General features: G+C 35.3%; 17 protein-coding genes and 3 other annotated features. Of the genes, 14 read left to right on the forward strand and 3 right to left on the reverse strand.

The window, feature by feature from the left end:
- Positions 1–51: 51 nt before the first annotated feature.
- The 9 genes from nikB to LKE46_RS05835 all read left to right on the forward strand — a co-directional run bounded on the left by nikB (position 52) and on the right by LKE46_RS05835 (position 9,497).
- Complete coding sequence (gene nikB, locus LKE46_RS05795) at positions 52–984, forward strand: nickel ABC transporter permease (RefSeq protein ID WP_291719283.1); 933 nt, start codon at positions 52–54, stop codon at positions 982–984.
- 57 nt (positions 985–1,041) lie between these two features.
- Positions 1,042–1,800, forward strand: a complete 759-nt coding sequence (locus LKE46_RS05800) for a class I SAM-dependent methyltransferase (RefSeq protein WP_291719284.1) — start codon at positions 1,042–1,044, stop codon at positions 1,798–1,800.
- Between the two features lie 48 nt (positions 1,801–1,848).
- On the forward strand, positions 1,849–2,715 hold the full coding sequence (locus tag LKE46_RS05805) for an ABC transporter permease (protein WP_291719287.1): 867 nt from the start codon (positions 1,849–1,851) through the stop codon (positions 2,713–2,715).
- Positions 2,716–2,738: 23 nt separating this feature from the next.
- Positions 2,739–3,524, forward strand: a complete 786-nt coding sequence (locus tag LKE46_RS05810) for an ABC transporter ATP-binding protein (RefSeq protein WP_291719288.1) — start codon at positions 2,739–2,741, stop codon at positions 3,522–3,524.
- A 17-nt stretch (positions 3,525–3,541) separates the two neighbouring features.
- Complete coding sequence (locus LKE46_RS05815; RefSeq protein ID WP_291719290.1) at positions 3,542–4,477, forward strand: oligopeptide/dipeptide ABC transporter ATP-binding protein; 936 nt, start codon at positions 3,542–3,544, stop codon at positions 4,475–4,477.
- Positions 4,478–4,503: 26 nt separating this feature from the next.
- Complete coding sequence (locus LKE46_RS05820) at positions 4,504–6,123, forward strand: nickel ABC transporter substrate-binding protein (RefSeq protein ID WP_291719292.1); 1,620 nt, start codon at positions 4,504–4,506, stop codon at positions 6,121–6,123.
- A 46-nt stretch (positions 6,124–6,169) separates the two neighbouring features.
- Positions 6,170–6,400: a binding site (T-box leader), on the forward strand.
- 78 nt (positions 6,401–6,478) lie between these two features.
- Positions 6,479–8,170 carry an arginine--tRNA ligase gene (argS, locus tag LKE46_RS05825; RefSeq protein WP_291719294.1) on the forward strand — a complete coding sequence of 564 codons (1,692 nt, stop codon included), beginning with the start codon at positions 6,479–6,481 and terminating at the stop codon, positions 8,168–8,170.
- Positions 8,171–8,240: 70 nt separating this feature from the next.
- On the forward strand, positions 8,241–9,038 hold the full coding sequence (locus LKE46_RS05830) for a ribonuclease H-like domain-containing protein (protein WP_291719296.1): 798 nt from the start codon (positions 8,241–8,243) through the stop codon (positions 9,036–9,038).
- 75 nt (positions 9,039–9,113) lie between these two features.
- Positions 9,114–9,497, forward strand: coding sequence for a CBS domain-containing protein (locus tag LKE46_RS05835; protein ID WP_291719298.1), 384 nt, complete (start codon positions 9,114–9,116; stop codon positions 9,495–9,497).
- 75 nt (positions 9,498–9,572) lie between these two features.
- Here LKE46_RS05835 and LKE46_RS05840 read toward each other — a convergent pair whose 3' ends face one another.
- The 3 genes from LKE46_RS05840 to LKE46_RS05850 all read right to left on the reverse strand — a co-directional run bounded on the left by LKE46_RS05840 (position 9,573) and on the right by LKE46_RS05850 (position 11,841).
- Complete coding sequence (locus LKE46_RS05840; RefSeq protein WP_291719300.1) at positions 9,573–9,737, reverse strand: FeoB-associated Cys-rich membrane protein; 165 nt, start codon at positions 9,735–9,737, stop codon at positions 9,573–9,575.
- Positions 9,738–9,751: 14 nt separating this feature from the next.
- A complete protein-coding gene (gene feoB, locus LKE46_RS05845; RefSeq protein ID WP_291719302.1) occupies positions 9,752–11,515 on the reverse strand; it encodes a ferrous iron transport protein B in 1,764 nt (587 codons plus the stop codon).
- 104 nt (positions 11,516–11,619) lie between these two features.
- A complete protein-coding gene (locus tag LKE46_RS05850) occupies positions 11,620–11,841 on the reverse strand; it encodes a FeoA family protein (protein ID WP_291719304.1) in 222 nt (73 codons plus the stop codon).
- A gap of 154 nt (positions 11,842–11,995) precedes the next feature.
- Between LKE46_RS05850 and LKE46_RS05855 the strand changes: the two genes are divergently transcribed.
- From LKE46_RS05855 to ilvD, 5 genes are all read left to right on the forward strand, one after another.
- On the forward strand, positions 11,996–14,161 hold the full coding sequence (locus tag LKE46_RS05855; RefSeq protein WP_291719306.1) for a DNA topoisomerase III: 2,166 nt from the start codon (positions 11,996–11,998) through the stop codon (positions 14,159–14,161).
- Between the two features lie 15 nt (positions 14,162–14,176).
- Positions 14,177–15,121: an AEC family transporter gene (locus LKE46_RS05860; protein ID WP_291719308.1), complete on the forward strand. Its 945-nt coding sequence runs from the start codon at positions 14,177–14,179 to the stop codon at positions 15,119–15,121.
- Between the two features lie 180 nt (positions 15,122–15,301).
- Positions 15,302–15,502: a binding site (T-box leader), on the reverse strand.
- A 486-nt stretch (positions 15,503–15,988) separates the two neighbouring features.
- Positions 15,989–16,185 (forward strand) — a binding site (T-box leader).
- Positions 16,186–16,396: 211 nt separating this feature from the next.
- Entirely contained in the window at positions 16,397–17,410 is a 1,014-nt protein-coding gene (gene ilvC / locus LKE46_RS05865; RefSeq protein ID WP_291719310.1) for a ketol-acid reductoisomerase, read from the forward strand.
- A gap of 29 nt (positions 17,411–17,439) precedes the next feature.
- Positions 17,440–19,140 carry a biosynthetic-type acetolactate synthase large subunit gene (gene ilvB, locus LKE46_RS05870; RefSeq protein WP_291719312.1) on the forward strand — a complete coding sequence of 567 codons (1,701 nt, stop codon included), beginning with the start codon at positions 17,440–17,442 and terminating at the stop codon, positions 19,138–19,140.
- A 159-nt stretch (positions 19,141–19,299) separates the two neighbouring features.
- Positions 19,300–20,958 (forward strand): dihydroxy-acid dehydratase, encoded by a 1,659-nt coding sequence (gene ilvD / locus LKE46_RS05875; protein WP_291719314.1) that lies wholly within the window; start codon positions 19,300–19,302, stop codon positions 20,956–20,958.
- The last annotated feature ends 75 nt before the right edge of the window (positions 20,959–21,033 follow it).

A 21,033-nucleotide genomic window follows, 5' to 3' on the forward strand; every position in this document is an offset into this window, starting at 1 on the left:
CATAAAACTTGCTGAATATAAAGTAAGGCTTCATTTGAAGGGGGTGAATCAGTGAAAGCTAAATATATTATGAAACGTATGCTGCAGGTTGTTCCAATCCTTATAATAGTTTCAATAGGAGCATTTGTTCTAAGTAATTTATCAGCAGGAAATTCAGCGGAAATCACAATTGTAAATGAGGGTGGACAGGTAAATTCAGAGAATGTCAAAGCGGTTAATAAAGAACTTGGACTGGATAAGCCGCTTTATGTGCAATACTTGAGATGGCTTGGCAAGGTTTGCAGCCTTGACCTGGGAGTGTCATATAGGAGCAAGCAGCCAGTTCTTGATGAAATATTATCCAGATTTCCGGCTACACTAAAATTAGCCCTTTGTGCAGCATTATTATCCATAGTGATAGCACTTCTGATGGCTGTTGTATCTGTCAGATACAGGAATAAATGGATTGACCACTTTTTACGGGTTATTTCTACAATAGGAGTTACAATTCCTGATTTTTGGTTGGGACTGCTGTTGTTATATTTTTTTGCAGTATATTTAAATGTATTTCCTGTAATAGCAGGTGATAAAATTCGAAATATTTTTTTGCCGGCTTTCACTCTCAGTATTGGCTATGCAGCTGCATATACCAGATTGCTTAGGGCAAACCTTATTGAAATAATTAACTGTGATTATATGAAAGCTGCACGTGCAAAAGGTTTAAGCGAAAGTGCTGTAATTATCAAGCATGGATTGAAAAATGCAGTACTTCCCTGTATGACTCTTGTTGGAAGTAATTTTGGATCGCTGGTTGCAGGTAATTTTGTATGTGAAACTATATTTTCATGGAATGGCATTGGGAAATATGCAGTTGAAAGTATAAAGGCAAAAGATTTTCCTGTAATTCAGGGATATATATTGGTAGTAGCCCTGGCTTTTATTGTTCTAAATCTGATAGTTGATATATGTTACATATATATCGATCCTAAAATCAGGCTTGAATAACTTTGGGCTTCATGAATGTGAATTTTAATATCTTTGTGATTGGAAGGGAGTTGTAAAATGGATTTACAGGATTTTGTAGAAGATAATTGGACCAAGGCTGCAGAAAATTACAGCAGCAATATACAGAAGGAACTCAACAGTTTTAAAAAGAGTGTATGGACAGATATAATAATGGAAAATGCACCTGAAAAGAAAAAACTTGACATATTGGATGCAGGTACTGGACCTGGATTTTTTGCAATTATTCTATCACTTGCAGGGCACAGGGTTACAGCTGTGGATTGTACGGAAAAAATGATTGAGGAAGCTAAAAAAAATGCACTGGAATCAAAAGTTAATCCTGAATTCCATGTTATGGACAGCCATGCATTGAACTTTGAAGATGAAAGCTTTGACTTAATAGTCAGTCGAAATGTAACATGGACTTTAAGAGATGCAGAAACTGCTTATAAAGAGTGGAAACGTGTACTTCACCCGGGTGGGAAAATACTTATTTTTGATGCCAATTGGAATCTAAATCTTTTTGATGAGAAATACAGACTGAAATTTGAAAGGGACGAAGAAGAGTATGAAAAGTATATTGAAAAGTATGGAAAAAGTCCCAATCATAACGGTCATCCTGATAATGGAGATGAATTCAGACGATCCATGCCTATGAATAGACGTCTGCGTCCTCAATGGGATTTTAATGTTTTGCTTAAACTCGGATTTACTAAAATTTATTGTGAAACAGATATTTTCGAAAAGGTATGGGATGAATATGAGAAATTGAAGTATAAATCAAGACCGATGTTTATGATATCTGTGGAAAAGTAGAATAGAGCAGCCTGAGTTAATTTTGCCGGAGTTTGGAGGAAATCACAAATGGATGAAGTAAAAACTGATGTTGGAGATAAGAGTTATTTTAATAATGTGCTCTATTGTCTTAGAAGTGATAAGTTAGCGGTGGCAGGAGGTGTAATAGTAGTATTTTTTATCTTAATAGGGATATTTGCACCCTATATAGCACCTCATAACCCTCTTGATATGGACCTGCAAAGACGGCTGTTGAAGCCCAGCTTTGAATTCCCACTGGGAACTGACCAGCTTGGAAGGTGTATTCTGTCCAGATTAATATATGGTACAAGGACATCCTTCAGCAGCTCATTGATTGTTCTGGCAGGTATACTTGCAATTGCTGTCCCTTTGGGAGTATTGGCAGGTTATATTGGAGGATGGGTAGATAATTTTATAATGCGTCTGGCGGATATTGTGCTGACTTTCCCATCCAGCATTGTGGCTCTGGCAGTAGTAGGAATTTTTGGACCGGGAATTTTCAATATTATGCTGGTACTAATTTCACTTTGGTGGGCACCATTTGCCAGAATCATCAGAGGAACTGTCCTTAAATTAAAGAAAATGGATTTTATAATGGCAGCAACAGCTGCAGGAACATCAAAATTCAATATTGTCATAAAACATATACTTTTAAATGCAATTTCTCCTATTATCGTACTTGCTACCTTAAAAGTGGCCAGCATAATTACCCATATAGCGGCATTTTCTTTTATTGGACTTGGTACACAGCCGCCTGCACCGGACTGGGGAGTAATGCTTAGTGACAGCAGACAATTTATTTCCAGCGACTTGATACTGATGATATGGCCGGGTTTGACGATTATGGTAGTTGTATTCGGGTTGAATATGTTCGGTGAAGGACTCAATGAAGCACTGAGTCCCAATTCAGACTAAAAATTACATGACGGGGTGAGCAAATGGAAGATCAAATAATACTGTCTATAAAAGATTTAAAAACATATTTTTACAATACCCAATATAGAACTATAGCAAAGGCTGTGGATGGAATAAGCATGAATGCATTGAGAGGCAAGATCACTGCAGTAGTAGGGAAAAGTGGCAGCGGCAAATCCGTAATGGCACTATCTCTTTTCAAATTGATTGAAGAACCGGGGAGAATAGAAAATGGCGAAATAGTGTTAAATGGAAGAAATATAAGCAGGTTAAATAAAAAAGAATTTCAGAAAGTATGTGGGAAAGAAATGACCATGATATTTCAGGATCCAACCAGTTCATTGAATCCGGTATTAAAAATCAAGCATCAATTAATGGAAGCTATATTTATTCATGAAAAAATGAGAAGTAAACATGCACTTGGAAAATGTGAAAGTGTTCTCAAGAAAGTTGGATTGAAAAATACAGATAAGATATTGAACAGTTATCCCTTCCAACTAAGTGGGGGAATGTGCCAGAGAGTAATGATCGCCATGGCTATCTTGTCCAACCCCAGCTTATTGATAGCAGATGAACCCACTACGGCACTGGATCTGACAGTACAGGCAGAAGTACTTGAACAGCTGGAGAAATTGAGAGATCTTGGTATGGCAATTGTACTTATCACCCATGATTTAGGTGTGGTGGCACAGACAGCTGATTATGTATATGTAATGAATAGAGGAAAGTTTGTTGAAAGCGGCAATGTATATGATATATTTGAAAGTCCACAGCATGAATATACAAAAAAGCTTATGGAATATGTTTGAAACGGGAAGGATTTAAAATGAATTTAATTGAAACTGCGAATTTATCCAAATGTTATTGTGAAAAAGCAAGAAAAAAAATATATGCAGTAAAGGACGTCAATCTTTCAATAAAGGAAGGGGAAACTCTAGGGCTTGTTGGAGAGTCAGGCTGCGGCAAGAGCACCCTTGGCAAAATGATACTCCAATTGGAAAAAAGTACAAGTGGGAAGGTATATTACAGGGGAGAGGATATCTGCCGGTATGATTTCAATAAAATGAGAACCATCAGAAATAAAATGCAGATGATATTTCAAAATAGTGTCAATCTGTTCAACCCTCATTATACTGTTGAACAAATCATTATGGAGCCTATAAACAATTATAATAAGCACAACACAGAAGTAAAAGAGCAACAGGTAGTTGACATACTTGAAAAAGTTGATCTGGACAGGGGATATTTGAATAGATATGGAATTCAATTGAGCGGAGGTCAAAGACAGAGAGTGGGAATAGCGCGTGCTCTCGTACTTAAACCGGAATTCGTAGTCTGTGATGAAGTTGTATCGAGCCTGGATTTTGAAATAAAGCATCAAATACTGGAGCTGTTGACGGATTTAAAAGGGCAATTTGGTTGTACGTATTTATTTATATCCCATGACTTACCTACAATAAAGAAGATATGTGATAGAGTTGCAGTTATGTATATGGGAAATATTTTAGAAATAATTCCTGATATCTACAGACATGCCAGACATCCTTATACGCAGGCACTAATTGCTGCAGCTCTAGATACCAATCCGAGAAACAGGCAAAAGAAAAAAATACTGTTCAGGGAAAACGAGGAACACAGTATTCCTGAGTATGGATGTGTATTCCAGAATAGGTGTCTGTATGTAAAAGATAAGTGTAAAGTTGTAAAACCTGAATTAAGAAATACATTTAGCAACCATTTTGTCGCTTGTCATCTTATATAACATTAATTATAGGGAGAAGATAGAAAATGAGAAAAATAAAATCGTACATAATATTGTCAATATTATGTATTTTTACACTGCTTATATCATCATGCAGTAGCAAGGAAGAAGCTGTACAGAAACAGCAGAAAAAAGAAATAATTGTGGCTATAGCTGGTGATGGACAGATGAATAAGTTGGATGCAGCCACTTATAATGGACCTCATCCAATTTATAAAATGATATACGAGGGGCTGGTGGAAGATGCAGGAACAAAAGGTATACAACCTCAGCTGGCAACCGAGTGGCATATAGCTGATGATGGCAGAACATATACTTTTAAACTGAGAAAAGGTGTCAAATTTTCCGATGGTACGGATTTTGATTCAAATGCTGTAATTTTCAATCTGAAAAGGTGGGTCAATAATCAGAGATATGCTTCACTAACTGCGGTGAATGTTACGAAAATGGAAGCTGTTGACAAGTATACGGTAAAAATAGTTTTCAAGGATAAGGCTTATCCTATATTGACGGAACTTTCATATCCGAGACCGGTAAGATTTTTAAGTCCAAAATCAATCCAGAAGATTGAAGGAAACCCGGCAGGTAAATTTATAAAACCAGTTGGCACAGGACCATGGATGCTGGAAAGCTATACGAGAGACAAGGAATTTTCACTTGTTCCAAATCCATACTATTGGGGTGAAAAACCAAAGATTGACAGGATCGTATTTAAAGTAATACCGGATGGACAGGCAAGAGTCATGGCACTCCAAAGCGGTGAAGTGGATATAATTGGAGGGGAACTGCTTGGTAAAGTGCCACTGGACAGTATAAATACATTAAAGAGTGATAAAAATTTCAAAATTTACAACTCTGAGACAAGGATGTCTGAGTTTATTACATTCAACTATGACAATTCTAATCTTCAAGATAAAAATGTGCGACTTGCCATCAACTATGCCATTGATAAAAGTAGCATGGTTGATAAATTACTCAATGGTATTGGAAAACCGGCAGAAGGATTGTTCCAAAATGGAGTACCCTATGTTACCAAACAAAACAGCAAAGGATATGGGTATGACAGTAAAAGGTCAAAAGAGCTGCTGGCTCAAAGTGGATATAAGGACGGTAACGGAGATGGTATTGTTGAGAAGGATGGGAAACCTCTTGAATTTAATATGGTATTGAGTACAGATGCTTTCCCGGAGTGGAAGTCCATGTCTGAGTTTATTCAATCACAGCTGTCAGCTGTAGGTATAAAAGTAAACTTGAATACAGTGGATTCGAATACTCTGACGGATATCGCAATGAACACTAGAAAGTTTGATCTGCTGATGCAGCGTACTTCGTCAGATTCATGGGTGCCGCATAGTGATCTCAAGCAGGATTTTATAAAGACGGGAACGACAAACAATAAGGCAAGGGTATGGTATAATGAAAAATTGGAGAAAAATATTAATTCTGCATTGGAAAGCATGGATGAAAAAATCAGGCAGGAAAACTATGACAGGGTATTTAAGTTTATTCATGATGAAGCAATATGTGCTCCCTTATATTACCCCGAAACTACTTTTGCCGTAAGTTCAAAGGTTATAGGATTTAAAACAGGTGTAAATTCCTATGATCCTATTCAATGGAGCAAACTTGACATAGCAGAAAATTAAATTTATATTGACAATAAAGTGATTGTGATAATATAATAGATAATAATTGAATTCCATGACGGGAAAAAGTATTTTTTGCTGCATGTTTCAGCGAGTAGGGACTGGTGGGAGCCTATTGATGCACTTAAAAGAAAGAGAGTCTCCGAGGAGCTTATGAGAAGTATCTGATATTTTTAATCAGATAAACAGTAAGCCGCTGACTGCGTTAAAGTCTGGAGGAGGGCAGATTTTATCTGCCAATTAGAGTGGTACCGCGAAAAAAAGATCCGTCTCTTTATATAAAGTGATAGATCTTTTTATATTGCTACAAATTAAAAATTTCACAACAGTATGGAGAGGAGTTTGGAAAATTATTATGGACTATAAAAAAATTGTAGTTGATAGAATAAAAGAACATGTGGATATGAAAATTGATGAAATAGAGAGGTTGATTGAAATACCACCCAGGCTTGAGATGGGTGATTATGCATTTCCGTGTTTCCAGCTGGCAAAGGTATTTAAAAAAGCCCCAAATATCATCGCAGCCCAGTTGAAGGAAAAAATAAACTCCGAAGACTTTTATAAAATTGAGAATATAGGTCCCTACGTGAATTTTTTTGTAGACAGGGAAGTGTTTGCAAAAGATATTATAAGTAGAATATTGACTGAAAAAAATAACTATGGAAGCTCTTCAGCAGGGGATGGTAAAAATATAGTTATAGAATTTTCATCTCCGAATATTGCAAAACCATTTCATGTAGGACACCTTTTCAGTACGGCCATAGGAAATTCTCTATACAAAACGATGGATTTTCAGGGATACAATTGTATAAGAATAAATCATCTTGGAGACTGGGGAACACAGTTTGGAAAGTTGATATCCGCATATAAAAGATGGTGCGACGAGGATGAATTAAACAAAGATCCTATAAAGGAACTTTTGAGAATATATGTTAAATTCCATGACGAGGCTGAAAAAGATCCTTCATTGGAGGATGAAGGAAGGATGTACTTTAAAAAGCTTGAAGACGGCGAGGATGAAGAAGTTCAGCTGTGGAAGAGATTCAAGGATTTGAGCCTGAAGGAATTCAGCAAGGTATATGATGAACTTGGAGTTGAATTTGATTCTATTGCAGGGGAGAGCTTTTATACCGATAAAATGGATTCTGTAATAGAAGAAATTGATAGATGCGGGCTTCTTAAGGAAAGCAATGGTGCAAAAGTTGTAATGCTTGATGATTACAACATGCCGCCATGTATAATAAAGAAGTCCGACGGAGCCACCATATATGCTACACGTGACCTGGCGGCAGCCATATATAGAAAAAAAACCTATGATTTTGACAAGTGCATATATGTAGTGGGGCTGGATCAGCGGCTTCATTTTAAGCAGGTATTTAAAACTCTGAAGCTCATGGGAAATGACTGGGCTGATTCATGTATACATGTGGGATTTGGACTGGTTAAGTTCTCCAACAAAAAACTTTCTACGAGACACGGAGATGTTATATTTCTGGAAGATCTTCTTCAGAGATCCATAGACAGGACACTTGAAATAATCAAACAAAAAAATCCGGATCTGGAAGACAAGGAAGAAGTGGCAAAAAAAATAGGAATAGGTGCTGTTATATTTACTTATCTGAAGAACAACAGGGAAAAGGATATAATATTTGACTGGAATGAAATGCTGAGTTTTGAGGGCGAAACAGGGCCTTATGTACAGTATAGTTATGCCAGAGGGAAAAGTATACTTAGAAAAGCAGGAAAGTTTGATGAAAATGTAGATTATGCGAATATGAGTTCACAGGAGGAATTTGAACTAGTAAAGATTCTCTCAGAATTTAATTCCAGTATATTGAGTTCAATAAACAGGCTGGAGCCGTTTATAATAACGAGATATGTAGTAGATGTTGCAAAAATATTCAATAAATTTTATAATTCTTGTAGTATATTAAATACTAAAGACAGCAATATAAAGAAATTCAGACTGCAGCTTGTAGAGGCGTCATGCCAGGTAATAAGGAATGGATTGTATCTGCTTGGGATAGATGTAGTAGAGAAGATGTAGGTTTGTTGTGCGGAGTCAGATATTGGCTTATGTGTCTGACTTCTCAATAATTGGATGTTTGGAGGTACATATGTTTATTAAAAAATATAGTCAGATGCTTAAAATTCCAGGTAACATATTCAATGAATACAATATGAATGACATAGCATATTTTGATATCGAGACAACAGGTTTTGACAGATGCAATGATAATATAATACTTATATCTTTTGGAAATTTCATAAACCATGAGGAATTTTCCATAACACAATATTTTGCAGAAGATCTTGAGGATGAAGGGGAAGTACTGTATAGTTTTGGACATGATATTTTAAATTATAACAACTGGTGTTCTTATAACGGCATTGCCTTTGATGAACCATTCATCTGTGAGAGAATGTTAAAATCCAATATAAACTTTGAGCCTCCCAAATATCATATAGATTTATATAGGCGTGTTAGACCATATTACAGACAACTTGGTATGGAAAGATGCAATTTAAAGACTGTAGAGAAATATATAGGTGTAAACAGACGTGATCAAATTGACGGCGGAGTAAGTGTGGATCTATATAATGAATTTTTAAGCACCGGAGATAAAAAGCTTGAAGAGGTTATAATGCTTCATAATTATGAAGATGTATTGAATCTTCCTAAAATACACGAATTTGTATATAAAATTGAAAATAACAATTCAATTGTAAGAAATGATTCAATTACGCAGAAACAGCTTAAATTTTTGACAAGCCTTCTCAAAAAAAATCATATTGAGATCAGTTTCAGCATAAATAAAATGTCAAAGAGATCTGCTTCACGTGCAATAGACTATATTTTGAAAGGAGGAAAAAATTCTGAAGAAATAGAAAGTATTTCAAACAATAGCTATTAATTTCTTAGACTTTTTAATAATATTATTATATAATTAAGTTAGATCAGTGTAAATGTTTAGAAAGGGGATTTTAATATGATTGGAGATATAATGCGTTCTGACATAGTTAAATTAAAACCGGACGATATATTGAGCAAGGCATTGAATGTTATGCATGAACATAGTGTAAATGGAGCGCCCGTTATAGATGAAAATGGTAAATTAGTTGGTATGATAGTAAAAGCCGATATATATAGATTTTTAATTGAAGAAGGTCATTATGATACATGCCCTGTAGAGTGGGTTATGACAAAGAGTGTAATAACTGCCAACAGGCATGAGGAAATACTTGATGTTGCAAAGAGGATACGTGAGAATGACATAATAGCCATCCCTGTGGTAGATGCTGATGAATTTGTAGAAGGCATAGTGTCTATAGAAGATATAGTTGATTATGGCATAAAGAAATCTCAAATTTAGTATGAATTCAGTGGAGGTGGAAAAGGTACCAGTCTTGTATTTGGAGACTGGTACCTTTTATCTGTTCCTGCCGGTTCAGCTTTTAGTATGAGGTTTATTTTTACTGGAACACTTACTGGAAATTTCACATGAATTGCAGCCGCAGCTGCAGCTACCGCTGGACTTCTTATGCAGGCTGCGTACAAAAATATATATTGCCAGTACAACTATGGCTGCGGTTATTAAAATTTCTATTATCATTTATAATGCCTCCATTAAAATATAAGAGAACCTACTCTGAATACAATAAGAGAAACAATCCAGGCCAGTATAAACTGGTATGTTACAGAAAGTGCCGTCATTTTTCCGCCATACTCTTTTTTCATGGTAGATATGGCAGATATACAGGGTGTATATAGAAGAACAAAAACTAGAAACGAGTAGGCGGAAACAGGATTAAAATAGTGGGGAAGCAAGGCTGCCAGGTTGTTTCCATATATAATGCCCATGGTTCCAATTACAATTTCTTTTGCCATCAATCCTGCAATGAGAGATACGGCATTTTGCCACGATCCATACCCCATCGGGGAAAATACAGGACTTATAAAATTCCCTATATGGAACAGAATGCTCTCATTCATGGGTACCATTCCATTCAAGTTGAAATTTGATAAAAACCATATTATAACCGACATTGAAAAGATTATTGTGCCCGCTTTTCTCAAAAATCCTTTGGCTTTTTCCCAGGTATGTATAAACAGACTTTTGAAATCAGGAACATTGTATTTGGGAAGTTCTATTATAAAAGGTTCTTCATCCTTTTTAAATATTGTATTTTTGAATAACAGCCCTATTATAAATGCCATGATTATTCCAAGTAAATACAATGAAAAAACTACTTCCGTTTCATTCCCTGCAAATAATGCAGATGCAAACAGAGCATATATAGGCAGCCTTGCATTACATGACATGAGGGGGATTAAAAGTGCTGTCAGTTTCCTGTCCTTTTCACTTTCAAGTGTCCTGGAGGACATAATTGCCGGAACCGAACATCCAAACCCGACTACAAGTGGAATAAATGCCTTCCCGGAAAGTCCCATTTTTCTCATAAGTTTATCCATTATGAGAGCACCTCTTGCCATATAACCACTGTCTTCTAAAAATGATATTCCCAAGAAAAGACAGAATATTATAGGAAAAAATACAATTACGGACCCAACTCCAGCAAGTATTCCATCTATTAAAAGCGAGCTGAACCAGCTGCTGGTTCCTGAAAGAAGATCTTTTAAGTATGGTGTTATTGTATTGGAGAGAAAGTCTCCCAGTCCGTCTGCAATAGGTTGTCCTACCCAGCTGAATGTGAACTTGAAAATTATAAAGAGAGCAAGTAAAAATACTGGATATGCAATAAATCTATTTAGCACTATCCTGTCTATTCTTTCAGTATATGATACCGGTTTTGTTTTTGGCATAGTTATACATTCATCAAGTATGTCTTTTATGAAAGAGTAAGCATCTTTTTCGGTTTTAAAATTAAAGTTCTTTATTTCAGGTGATTTGTATTCAAACTGCCTGCTTTTAAGTGTTTCCTCAAGTATGTCTATTCCTTTGTTTTTTGTAGCTATTACTGGAATAACAATAACATTTAATGATTTTGAAAGCTTTTCAATGTCAATATTTATTCCATTTTGTTCAGCTGAATCCATCATATTAAGAACTAATATTATAGGTTTTTTAAATTGTTTAAGCTGTGTAGTAAGATATAGATTTCTATTAAGATTTGATGCATCTACTATATTTATTATTACATCAGGATTGTTATTCAGCAAAAAATTTTTAGCGACTTTCTCCTCATTCGAATATGTATCCATGGCATATATTCCGGGTAAATCTACAATTCTTATATCGTCAAGATAACCCTCTTTTTTTTCTACTGTTACTCCAGGCCAATTTCCCACATACTGATTTGAACCAGTTAAATGATTGAACAGAGAAGTTTTGCCTACATTGGGGTTACCTACAAGAGCGGCTGTAATCATATATTTCCTCCAATATTATTTATAGTAATTAATTACAATATAAAAATACCATAGTATTTTAAAAATATACATGGTATTTAAAATTATAAAATATAGACACCAAATTAAGATAAGATGGATATATTTTTTGCATCATTTTTGCGTATGGCAAGATCAAAACCTCTAAAATTTATTACCAAAGGATCACCAAGTGGAGCGCAGGTCTTCAGAACAACCTCTGTTCCTTCTATGCAGCCGAGGGCCAACAGCCTTTTTGCAAGTTTTTTATTGCCGTGTATGCTTTTTATTGCTGCCTTTTGTCCAGGTTTTAAATCACAAATACTCATTTGAATCACCTCAAATATCAATTTATAATGAAATCCATTATCATCCCTTTATATAGTAACATCAAATGAAAAACTTGTAAAGAGAAAAGATAAATCGTATAATATGAACTGAAATATTTAGTTGCATTCAAATAATTGATGAAAGGATATAAATATGAACAAAATATTGGTATTGGCTGAAAAACCATCTGTTGGAAAGGATCTTGGCAAAGTACTCAAGTGCAGCAGAAAAAATGGAGGTTATATAGAGGGAGATAAGTATATTGTTACGTGGGCTCTTGGTCATCTTGTCACTTTGGCTGATCCGGATGCCTATGATAAAAAATACAAGACATGGAATCTGGAAGATCTGCCTATGCTTCCGGTACATTTGAAAACCGTAGTTATAAAACAAAGCAGCAAACAATTTAATGTGGTGAAATCACAGATGAATAGAAAAGATGTTTCGGAAATAATAATTGCAACTGATGCAGGAAGAGAAGGAGAACTTGTAGCCAGATGGATAATTGAAAAGTCACATGTAAACAAGCCTACGAAACGACTTTGGATTTCATCACAGACTACAAAGGCAATAAATGAAGGATTTAAAAACCTGAAACCGTCATCAAAATATGATGATTTATATAAGGCAGCCAGGTGCAGGGCTGAAGCGGATTGGATTGTAGGACTCAATGTAACACGTGCACTGACATGCAAATATAACGCACAGCTTACAGCCGGGAGAGTTCAGTCCCCTACACTGACCATGATAGTCAATCGTGAGGAGGAAATAAAAAATTTCAAGCCAAAGGATTACTATAATATAGATGTGAGAACCAAATATTTTACTGTTAAATGGACGGATAAAAATGGAAATGGGAATCTATTTGATTATGAAAAAGCCAGGAAAATAGCTAAAGGTTTGAGGGGGAAAAGTTGCAGAATAACGGACGTGACTTCCAGTTTAAAAAAGCAAATGGCTCCCAAGCTATACGATCTCACGGAGCTTCAAAGAGATGCCAATAAAATATTCGGCTATTCTGCCAAGCAGACTTTATCGATAATGCAGAGACTGTATGAAAACTATAAAATACTCACTTATCCAAGGACGGATTCGAGATATATTTCGGATGATATAGTTGCTACCCTGAAAGAACGTTTGAAATCAATATCATTGGGAGAATATAGAATCTTTGTAAATGAAATATTGAAAAATGGAATAAAGGCAAATAAAAATTTTGTAGACGGAAGCAAGGTGAGTGATCATCATGCTATTATACCTACAGATGAGAGTATTGCCGTTTCACGCCTGAGTTCAGAGGAAAGAAATATATATGATTTGGTTGTGAAGAGGTTTATAGCTGTATTGATGCCGCCTTATGAATATATTCAAATTGAAATAAAATCGGATATTGACGGGGAAACTTTTGCGTATAAGGGCAATATTTCAAAGAAGTATGGCTGGAAAAAAATTTATAAGGACAATAAATCCAATGAGGAAAACATACTTCTGGAAATTAAAAAATCAGATGTTTTTGATGTATTATCTGTAGATATAAACAAGCTCCAGACAAAAGCACCTGCAAGATTTAATGAAGCATCATTGCTTTCAGCCATGGAAAACCCACAGAAATATGTAAAATTAGACAAAATATATGCTAAAACGCTGAATGAAACAGGGGGAATTGGTACAGTAGCTACGAGAGCAGATATAATAGAAAAGCTGTTTAATATGTACTATGTAGAGAGAAAAGGGAAAGAAATGATTCCTACCTCAAAGGGAAAACAGGTAATTAACCTGGTGCCCAAAGGATTGAAATCACCATTGTTAACTGCCAAATGGGAAAAAACACTTGAAGAAGTCAGCAAGGGCAGGAAAGATCCACATTCATTTTTAAAAGATATGAGACGGTATGCAGTAGAATTGGTTAGCGATATAAAATCAAGCAGTGATAAATTCAAATATGACAATCTCACAGGAAATAGATGCCCGAATTGTGGTAAATATATGCTTGAGGTAAAAGGAAAATATGGAATAATGAATGTCTGCCAGGATAGAAATTGCGGATATAGGGAAACTGTAAGCAAGTTTACAAATGTAAGATGTCCTGAATGCCATAAAAAGCTTGAACTGAGGGGAAAGGGAGATGGACAAATCTACGTGTGCCCAAACTGCAGTTTTAGAGAAAAATTATCTTCTTTCAACAATAGATTCAGGAAAAATAATGCCAGTCTAAATAAAAAGGATACAGTGAAATATATGAAAAAATTGAATAAACAGAATGACACTCCAATAAATTCTGCACTGGCTGATGCACTGAATAAACTTAAGGAACAATAACTGGAGGCGATTTAAATGATTGCATTGAATGCGGCCGGAAGTATATTCAGTATAATAATTATGATTTCAATAGGGTATATTCTCACCTGTTTTAAATGGCTTAATGATGATATATCGAGAGTTTTTTCAAAATTAGTGTGCAATGTTGCACTTCCGTGTCTTATGATTTCCAACATTATGGGGAATTTTACAAAAGATAAACTGGAACACATAGGGAAAGGTCTTGTTATACCAGTTTTGTCTATGGCAATAGGATATGTACTAGCTATAGCGGTATCTAAAATTATAAAAGTTAAAAAAGGACGAATTGGGACATTTCGTTCCATGTTTTTTGTGTCTAATTCCATATTTGTAGGCTTGCCTATAAATATGGCTTTGTTTGGAACTAAAAGTGTACCGTATGTACTGCTCTATTACATATCAAACACTGTATTTTTCTGGACAATAGGTGCCTATGGCATAACTAAAGATGGAATAAATTCTGACAGCAGTGCAAGTATTTTTTCAAAAAATACATTAAAGAGAATACTTTCACCGCCACTTTTGGGATTTGTACTGGCAATTATATTTTTGTTCTGTGAAATTAAATTGCCATCATTTGTAATGGATACATGTAAATATCTGGGCGAAATGACTACGCCGCTTTCCATGCTGTTTATAGGTATAACACTTTATTATGTGGACCTTAAAAAAATAAAAATAAGTTTGGATATAGTTGCTGTTTTAATTGGGAGGTTTGTGGTTTCACCTGTCTTAATACTGATACTTGGCAGCTTTTTCACTGTACCAAATCTCATGAAACAAGTATTTGTAATACAGGCGGCAATGCCTGTAATGACGAATACGTCAATAGTTGCAAGAGAATATGGGGCAGATTGTGAATATGCTGCAGTAGTCACATCAATAACAACTATTTTGAGTATGGTAGTTATTCCGGTATATATGGTTTTGATATCATAGCATCAATGAAAGATCAATAGGAGTATACATCTAAATATAGATAAAATATTAAATATTCTGTAATTTAAAATGACTAAAGAAATAAATTGCAAAAATCTAAAATTCTAATTATTGAATTTTCAAACACTAAATAATAATTTAAAAGTAAAATAGAGTACAAAAAAGGCAGACCTTTATCCCCAATGGGGCGAAAGTCTGCCGCGGTACCACCCAAAATTATTACTCGATATATATAACGGCATTGCCGGCGTAACTTACTTTTATATAATTTCAGTCCGCAACTCTAGAGTGATTTTCAATAAACTTAGCCTATAGGTTCACACCAAACACCTACTCTCTGAAAACATGCATCTATTTACTCGTCTCTGTCATTGTTTTTGTATTTGCAACCTACTATACTATAAAATAATATCAATGTCAACAATTCAAATTCTCCATTTTTAATGTGATTATGGGTTATAAATACTAAATTATAAATTTCAGGGACAAAAAAATTACATATTCGAAATAGAATAAGCTAAAATTTAAATAATAAAGATTAATGTGTGGTTAATTTTAGAATGTTTGTAAATTATTTTTGATTTTTATAAAATTATAGACATATAAATTACAATTCAATAAATTTTTAATGATAATTTTAGGTATATTAATGTAGAAAAAAATGAGTGCAGTAAAAAAACAGAAAAAATTTTAAAAAACTATTGACATTATCTCCAGAAGGTATTATTATCGTCACATACACTAAATATTGATAAAGTAATTTTTAAAAGTAAAATTTAATTGATGAGGCTAATGTTAGGTATTTTAATTTTAAATACTTGAATGTTGGTAGTACTTGTTGATTAGTTTTAGCATAATTGTAGAGTATAAAAGACGATGAATTGGAAGAGTAAATAGCAAAAATTTCTAGAGAGTGAGAATTGGTGGAAACTCATAATTGTAGCTATTGAAGGTAGCCTTGGAGTCATGAGTCGAAATTTAAGTAGGCTTTATCGGTAGAACCGTTATTACTTTTAAGTAAAAATTTTGGGTGGTACCGCGCGACCAAACTTCTCGCCCCAAGCAGAGAATTGGTTGCTTTTTTTATACAAAAAATTCCTTTAATACAAACTAAACATCTAGATTTTACATAATAAAAGGTTAAGCTGAAAGTTTTTAAAATTTAAAATTAAAGGAATATTTACTCAATTGAATTAATGGTTTCATAATTTCTATTTAGATTGTAGTTAAACTTTATATTCAAATATCAACAAATTATTTTAGGAGGAAAATATTATGGAAAAATTAAAAGTTTATTATGATGAGGATGCAAATTTGGATCTTTTGAAGGGAAAAAAGATAGCTATTATTGGATTTGGAAGTCAGGGACATGCACATGCATTGAATTTGAAGGAGAGCGGACTTGATGTCATAGTTGGTTTGTATAAAGGGAGCAAGTCATGGAAAACAGCTGAAGAGGCTGGATTCAAGGTATATGAAACAGCTGAAGCCGTTAAACAGGCCGATATTATAACAGTACTTATACCAGATGAAAAACAAAGGGAAGTTTATGAAGAAAGTATAAAAGATAATCTTGAAGAGGGAAATGCATTGTTCTTTGCTCATGGATTCAACATTCACTTCAATCAGATAATTCCACCTAAAAATATAGATGTACTTATGATTGCACCTAAAGGACCAGGACATATAGTTAGAAGAGAATATACACTTGGTGCTGGAGTTCCTTGCCTTTATGCAGTATATCAGGACTTTACAGGAAAAGGTAAAGAAATTGCACTTGCCTATGGAAAGGGAATCGGAGGAACTAGAGCAGGTGTTATGACTACGACATTCAGAGTTGAAACTGAAACAGACTTGTTTGGTGAGCAGGTAGTACTCTGCGGAGGAATTTCAGAGCTTATAAAGGCAGGATTTGATACACTTGTTGAAGCTGGTTATGCACCGGAAAATGCATATTTTGAATGCATGCATGAGATGAAGATGATAGTTGATCTTATGTATGAAGGTGGATTGAACAGAATGAGATATTCAATAAGTGATACTGCTGAATATGGAGACTACAAGATTGGAAAGAGGATAATAAACGAAAATACCAGAGTGGAAATGAAAAAGGTATTAAAGGAAATTCAGGATGGTACTTTTGCTAGAGAATGGCTTCTAGAGAATAAGACTGGAAGACCTGGATTTACAGCCAGAAGAAGACTGGAACAGAATTCTCCAATTGAAAAAGTTGGTAAGGAACTTAGATCCATGATGTCATGGATTGATGAAAATCCTTCAAATGAATAATTTATTATAAAAAAGGAGGCTGTGATACTATGAAGGGGGCTGAAATGCTTTTAAAATGCTTGGTAAAGCATAAAGTTGACACTATATTTGGATATCCAGGTGGAGCAGTTTTACCTATATATGATGCATTATATGATATGCAGGATGAATTAAATCATATAATAACTGCGCATGAGCAAGGGGCAGCTCATGCTGCAGATGGCTATGCCAGGTCTACAGGAAAAGTTGGGGTTGTTATTGCAACCTCAGGGCCTGGGGCTACAAATACTGTTACGGGAATAGCTACAGCCTATATGGATTCTATACCGATTATAGTATTTGCAGGACAGGTATCTACAAGTATGATAGGAAAAAATTCATTTCAGGAAGTAAATATAAGAAGTATAACAAAATCCATAACAAAAAAAACTTTTACTATTGATAAAGCCTCTGATATAGAGAATATCATAGATGAGGCTTTTAAAATAGCGGTCAGTGGAAGAAAAGGTCCTGTAGTTGTAGAGATACCAAAAAATATTCAGACTTCAGAAGCTAGTGATAATACTTCAGAACTCGGGAATGTTTCCAGCACATCTAAAAATGAAGAATTCAAGTATGATCTGTTTTCAAATGAATATGAGGACAGTATAGACAAAGTTGTAAATATAATAAAATGCAGTAAAAAGCCTATGATCTATGCAGGCGGTGGAGTAATTTCATCTGGAGCGGAGAAACAGCTTGTGGAATTTGTTGACAAGCTTGATACACCGATTGCCTGTTCACTTATGGGAATTGGGGCATTCCCGGGTGACAGAAAAAATTATACAGGTATGGTTGGAATGCATGGAAGCCACTGCTCAAATTATGCTGTAAGCGAGTGTGACTTGCTCATAGCTATAGGTGCAAGATTCAGTGACAGGGTTATAAGCAAGGTAAGCACTTTTGCAAGAAAATCGAAGATAATTCATATAGATATAGATCGAAGAGAATTTGGTAAGAATGTTGATATAACAATGTCTGTAAGAGGAGATATAAAGAAGGTATTAAGTGATTTAACAGGGAAGCTTGAAAAACAAAATCACGGTGAGTGGATGAAATGTATATTGAAACTGAAAGAAAATGAAGAACTTAAATATTCAAATTTTAATCATAAAGAAGGAAAGTATCTGGATCCACGGGATGTAATAAATACATTGTACAGACTGACCGGCGGAGATTGTATAATAACTACTGAAGTTGGGCAAAATCAGATTTGGACGGCACAGTATTTTAAATTTCTGAAATCACGTACGTTTATAACATCTGGAGGACTTGGAACAATGGGGTTCGGACTTGGTGCAGCAATAGGTGCCTGTATAGGGAATCCCAACGAGAGAGTAATAAATGTAGCAGGGGACGGAAGCTTTAAAATGAATTCTACAGAACTTGCAACTATTGCAAAATACAGGCTTCCAATTATTCAGCTTGTGTTGAATAACAGATCACTGGGAATGGTTCACCAATGGCAGGAAATGTTCTATAAAAAGAGGTATTGTTTTACAGAATTGACTGAGGATGTAGATTTTGTGAAATTAGGCGAAGCCTATGGAATTAAATCTTTGAGGATAGAAAAGAGTAGTGAATTGGAAAATTGTTTGAAAATCGCTTTGAAAGGAAAGGAACCTATGATAATAGAGTGCAATATAAATATAGATGAAAAGGTATTTCCTATAGTTCCGCCAGGGGCATCTATAAGTGAAAGCATAGGATAATTTTTAAAGTGAATTTCGAATTCATAGATAAAAGGGGCTTGATTATATATATTTTAAAGATTATGATGAATAAAGGTATCTGGAATGGGGACCTGTAAAGCTTGATGCCTCAGGCATAGGCTTATTTTTTTACAACAAATGAAAAGGAGGATTTATAATATGAGAAGTGATTCAGTAAAAGGCGGAATAAAGGGAGCTCCCGCTAGATCGTTGATGTACGGTATGGGGTATACCAAAGAAGAAATCGAAAGACCACTTATAGGTATAGTAAATTCACAGAATGAAGTGGTTGCAGGTCATATGCATCTGGATGAAATAGCAAAAGCTGCCAAACTTGGAGTGGCCATGTCGGGAGGCACACCTATGGAATTCCCTGCAATTGCAGTTTGTGATGGAATTGCCATGGGACATGTAGGTATGAAATATTCTCTTGCAAGCAGGGAGCTTATAGCAGATTCCATAGAAGCTATGGCTATGGCTCACGGCTTTGATGGACTGGTACTTATTCCAAACTGTGACAAGATTGTTCCGGGAATGCTTATGGCAGCTGCAAGACTTAATATACCTGCCGTTGTTGTGAGCGGCGGACCTATGAGGGCAGGAAAGTTGAACAAAAGAGAGCTGGATTTTAGCACGTGTATTGAGCAGGTAGGGGCCTGCAGTGATGGAAAAATAACGGAAGACCAACTTGAAGAAGAGGTGAAAAAATCCTGCCCTGGATGTGGATCCTGTTCAGGACTATTCACTGCAAACAGCATGAATTGTCTTACAGAGGTACTTGGTATGGGACTTCCTTTAAATGGTACGGCACTTGCCCAGACAGGGGAAAGAAATCAACTTGCAAAATATGCAGGAATGTATGTGATGGATTGTGTAAAAAATAACAGATGTCCAAGGGATATATTGACATTGGATGCGTTTAAAAATGCTATAACTGTAGATATGGCAATGGCAGGTTCTACGAATACCGTACTTCATCTTCCGGCAATAGCTCATGAAGCAGGATTGGAACTTGATCTTGATCTATTTGATGAGATAAGCAGGAAGACACCTTGTATCATAAAACTGAGCCCAAGTGGAAAGCATCATATGGAGGATCTCCATATGGCAGGAGGAATACCTGCACTTATGAATGAGCTTTCAAAGAAAGGGCTTATTGCAGAAGAATGTATGACAGTACGGGGAAAGACAATAGGAGAAACCATAAAAGATTATGCAGTACTTGATTCAGATGTTATAAGAAGTGTGGATAATCCTTATAGTAAAAAGGGCGGGATAGCCATACTTAGAGGAAATCTTGCTGTAAATGGTGCCGTAGTCAAAGAATCGGCAGTTGCTGAAGAAATGATGGTACATGAAGGACCGGCAAGAGTATTTAATTCGGAAGAAGAAGCTGTAAGTGCAATCTTCGGAGACAGGATAAATAAAGGGGATGTAATTGTAATAAGATATGAAGGACCAAAGGGCGGACCTGGAATGAGGGAAATGCTTTCTCCAACATCAGCTATAGCTGGAATGGGACTTGACAAGGATGTTGCACTCCTTACAGACGGCAGGTTTTCAGGTGCTACGAGAGGAGCATCAATAGGACATGTTTCACCAGAGGCTATGGATGGCGGATTGATTGGACTTGTAGAAGAGGGAGATACTATATTTATAGACATTAGAAATAAAAAATTAGAACTTAAAGTAGATAAAAAGGAACTTTTGGCACGAAAAGAAAAGCATGTAAAACCTGATCCTAAAATAAAAAAGGGTTATCTGGCAAGATATGCAAAATTAGTTACTTCTGCAAATACAGGTGCAGTACTTAAATAAAAATTTATGTTCATACAATTTTTATTTTGTAAAAAAATATATATGCTATAATAAATGATACACTTTATTTTTTAC

Origin of the sequence: Clostridium sp. (assembly GCF_022482905.1) — a bacterium.
Lineage (GTDB): Bacteria > Bacillota > Clostridia > Clostridiales > Clostridiaceae > Clostridium_B.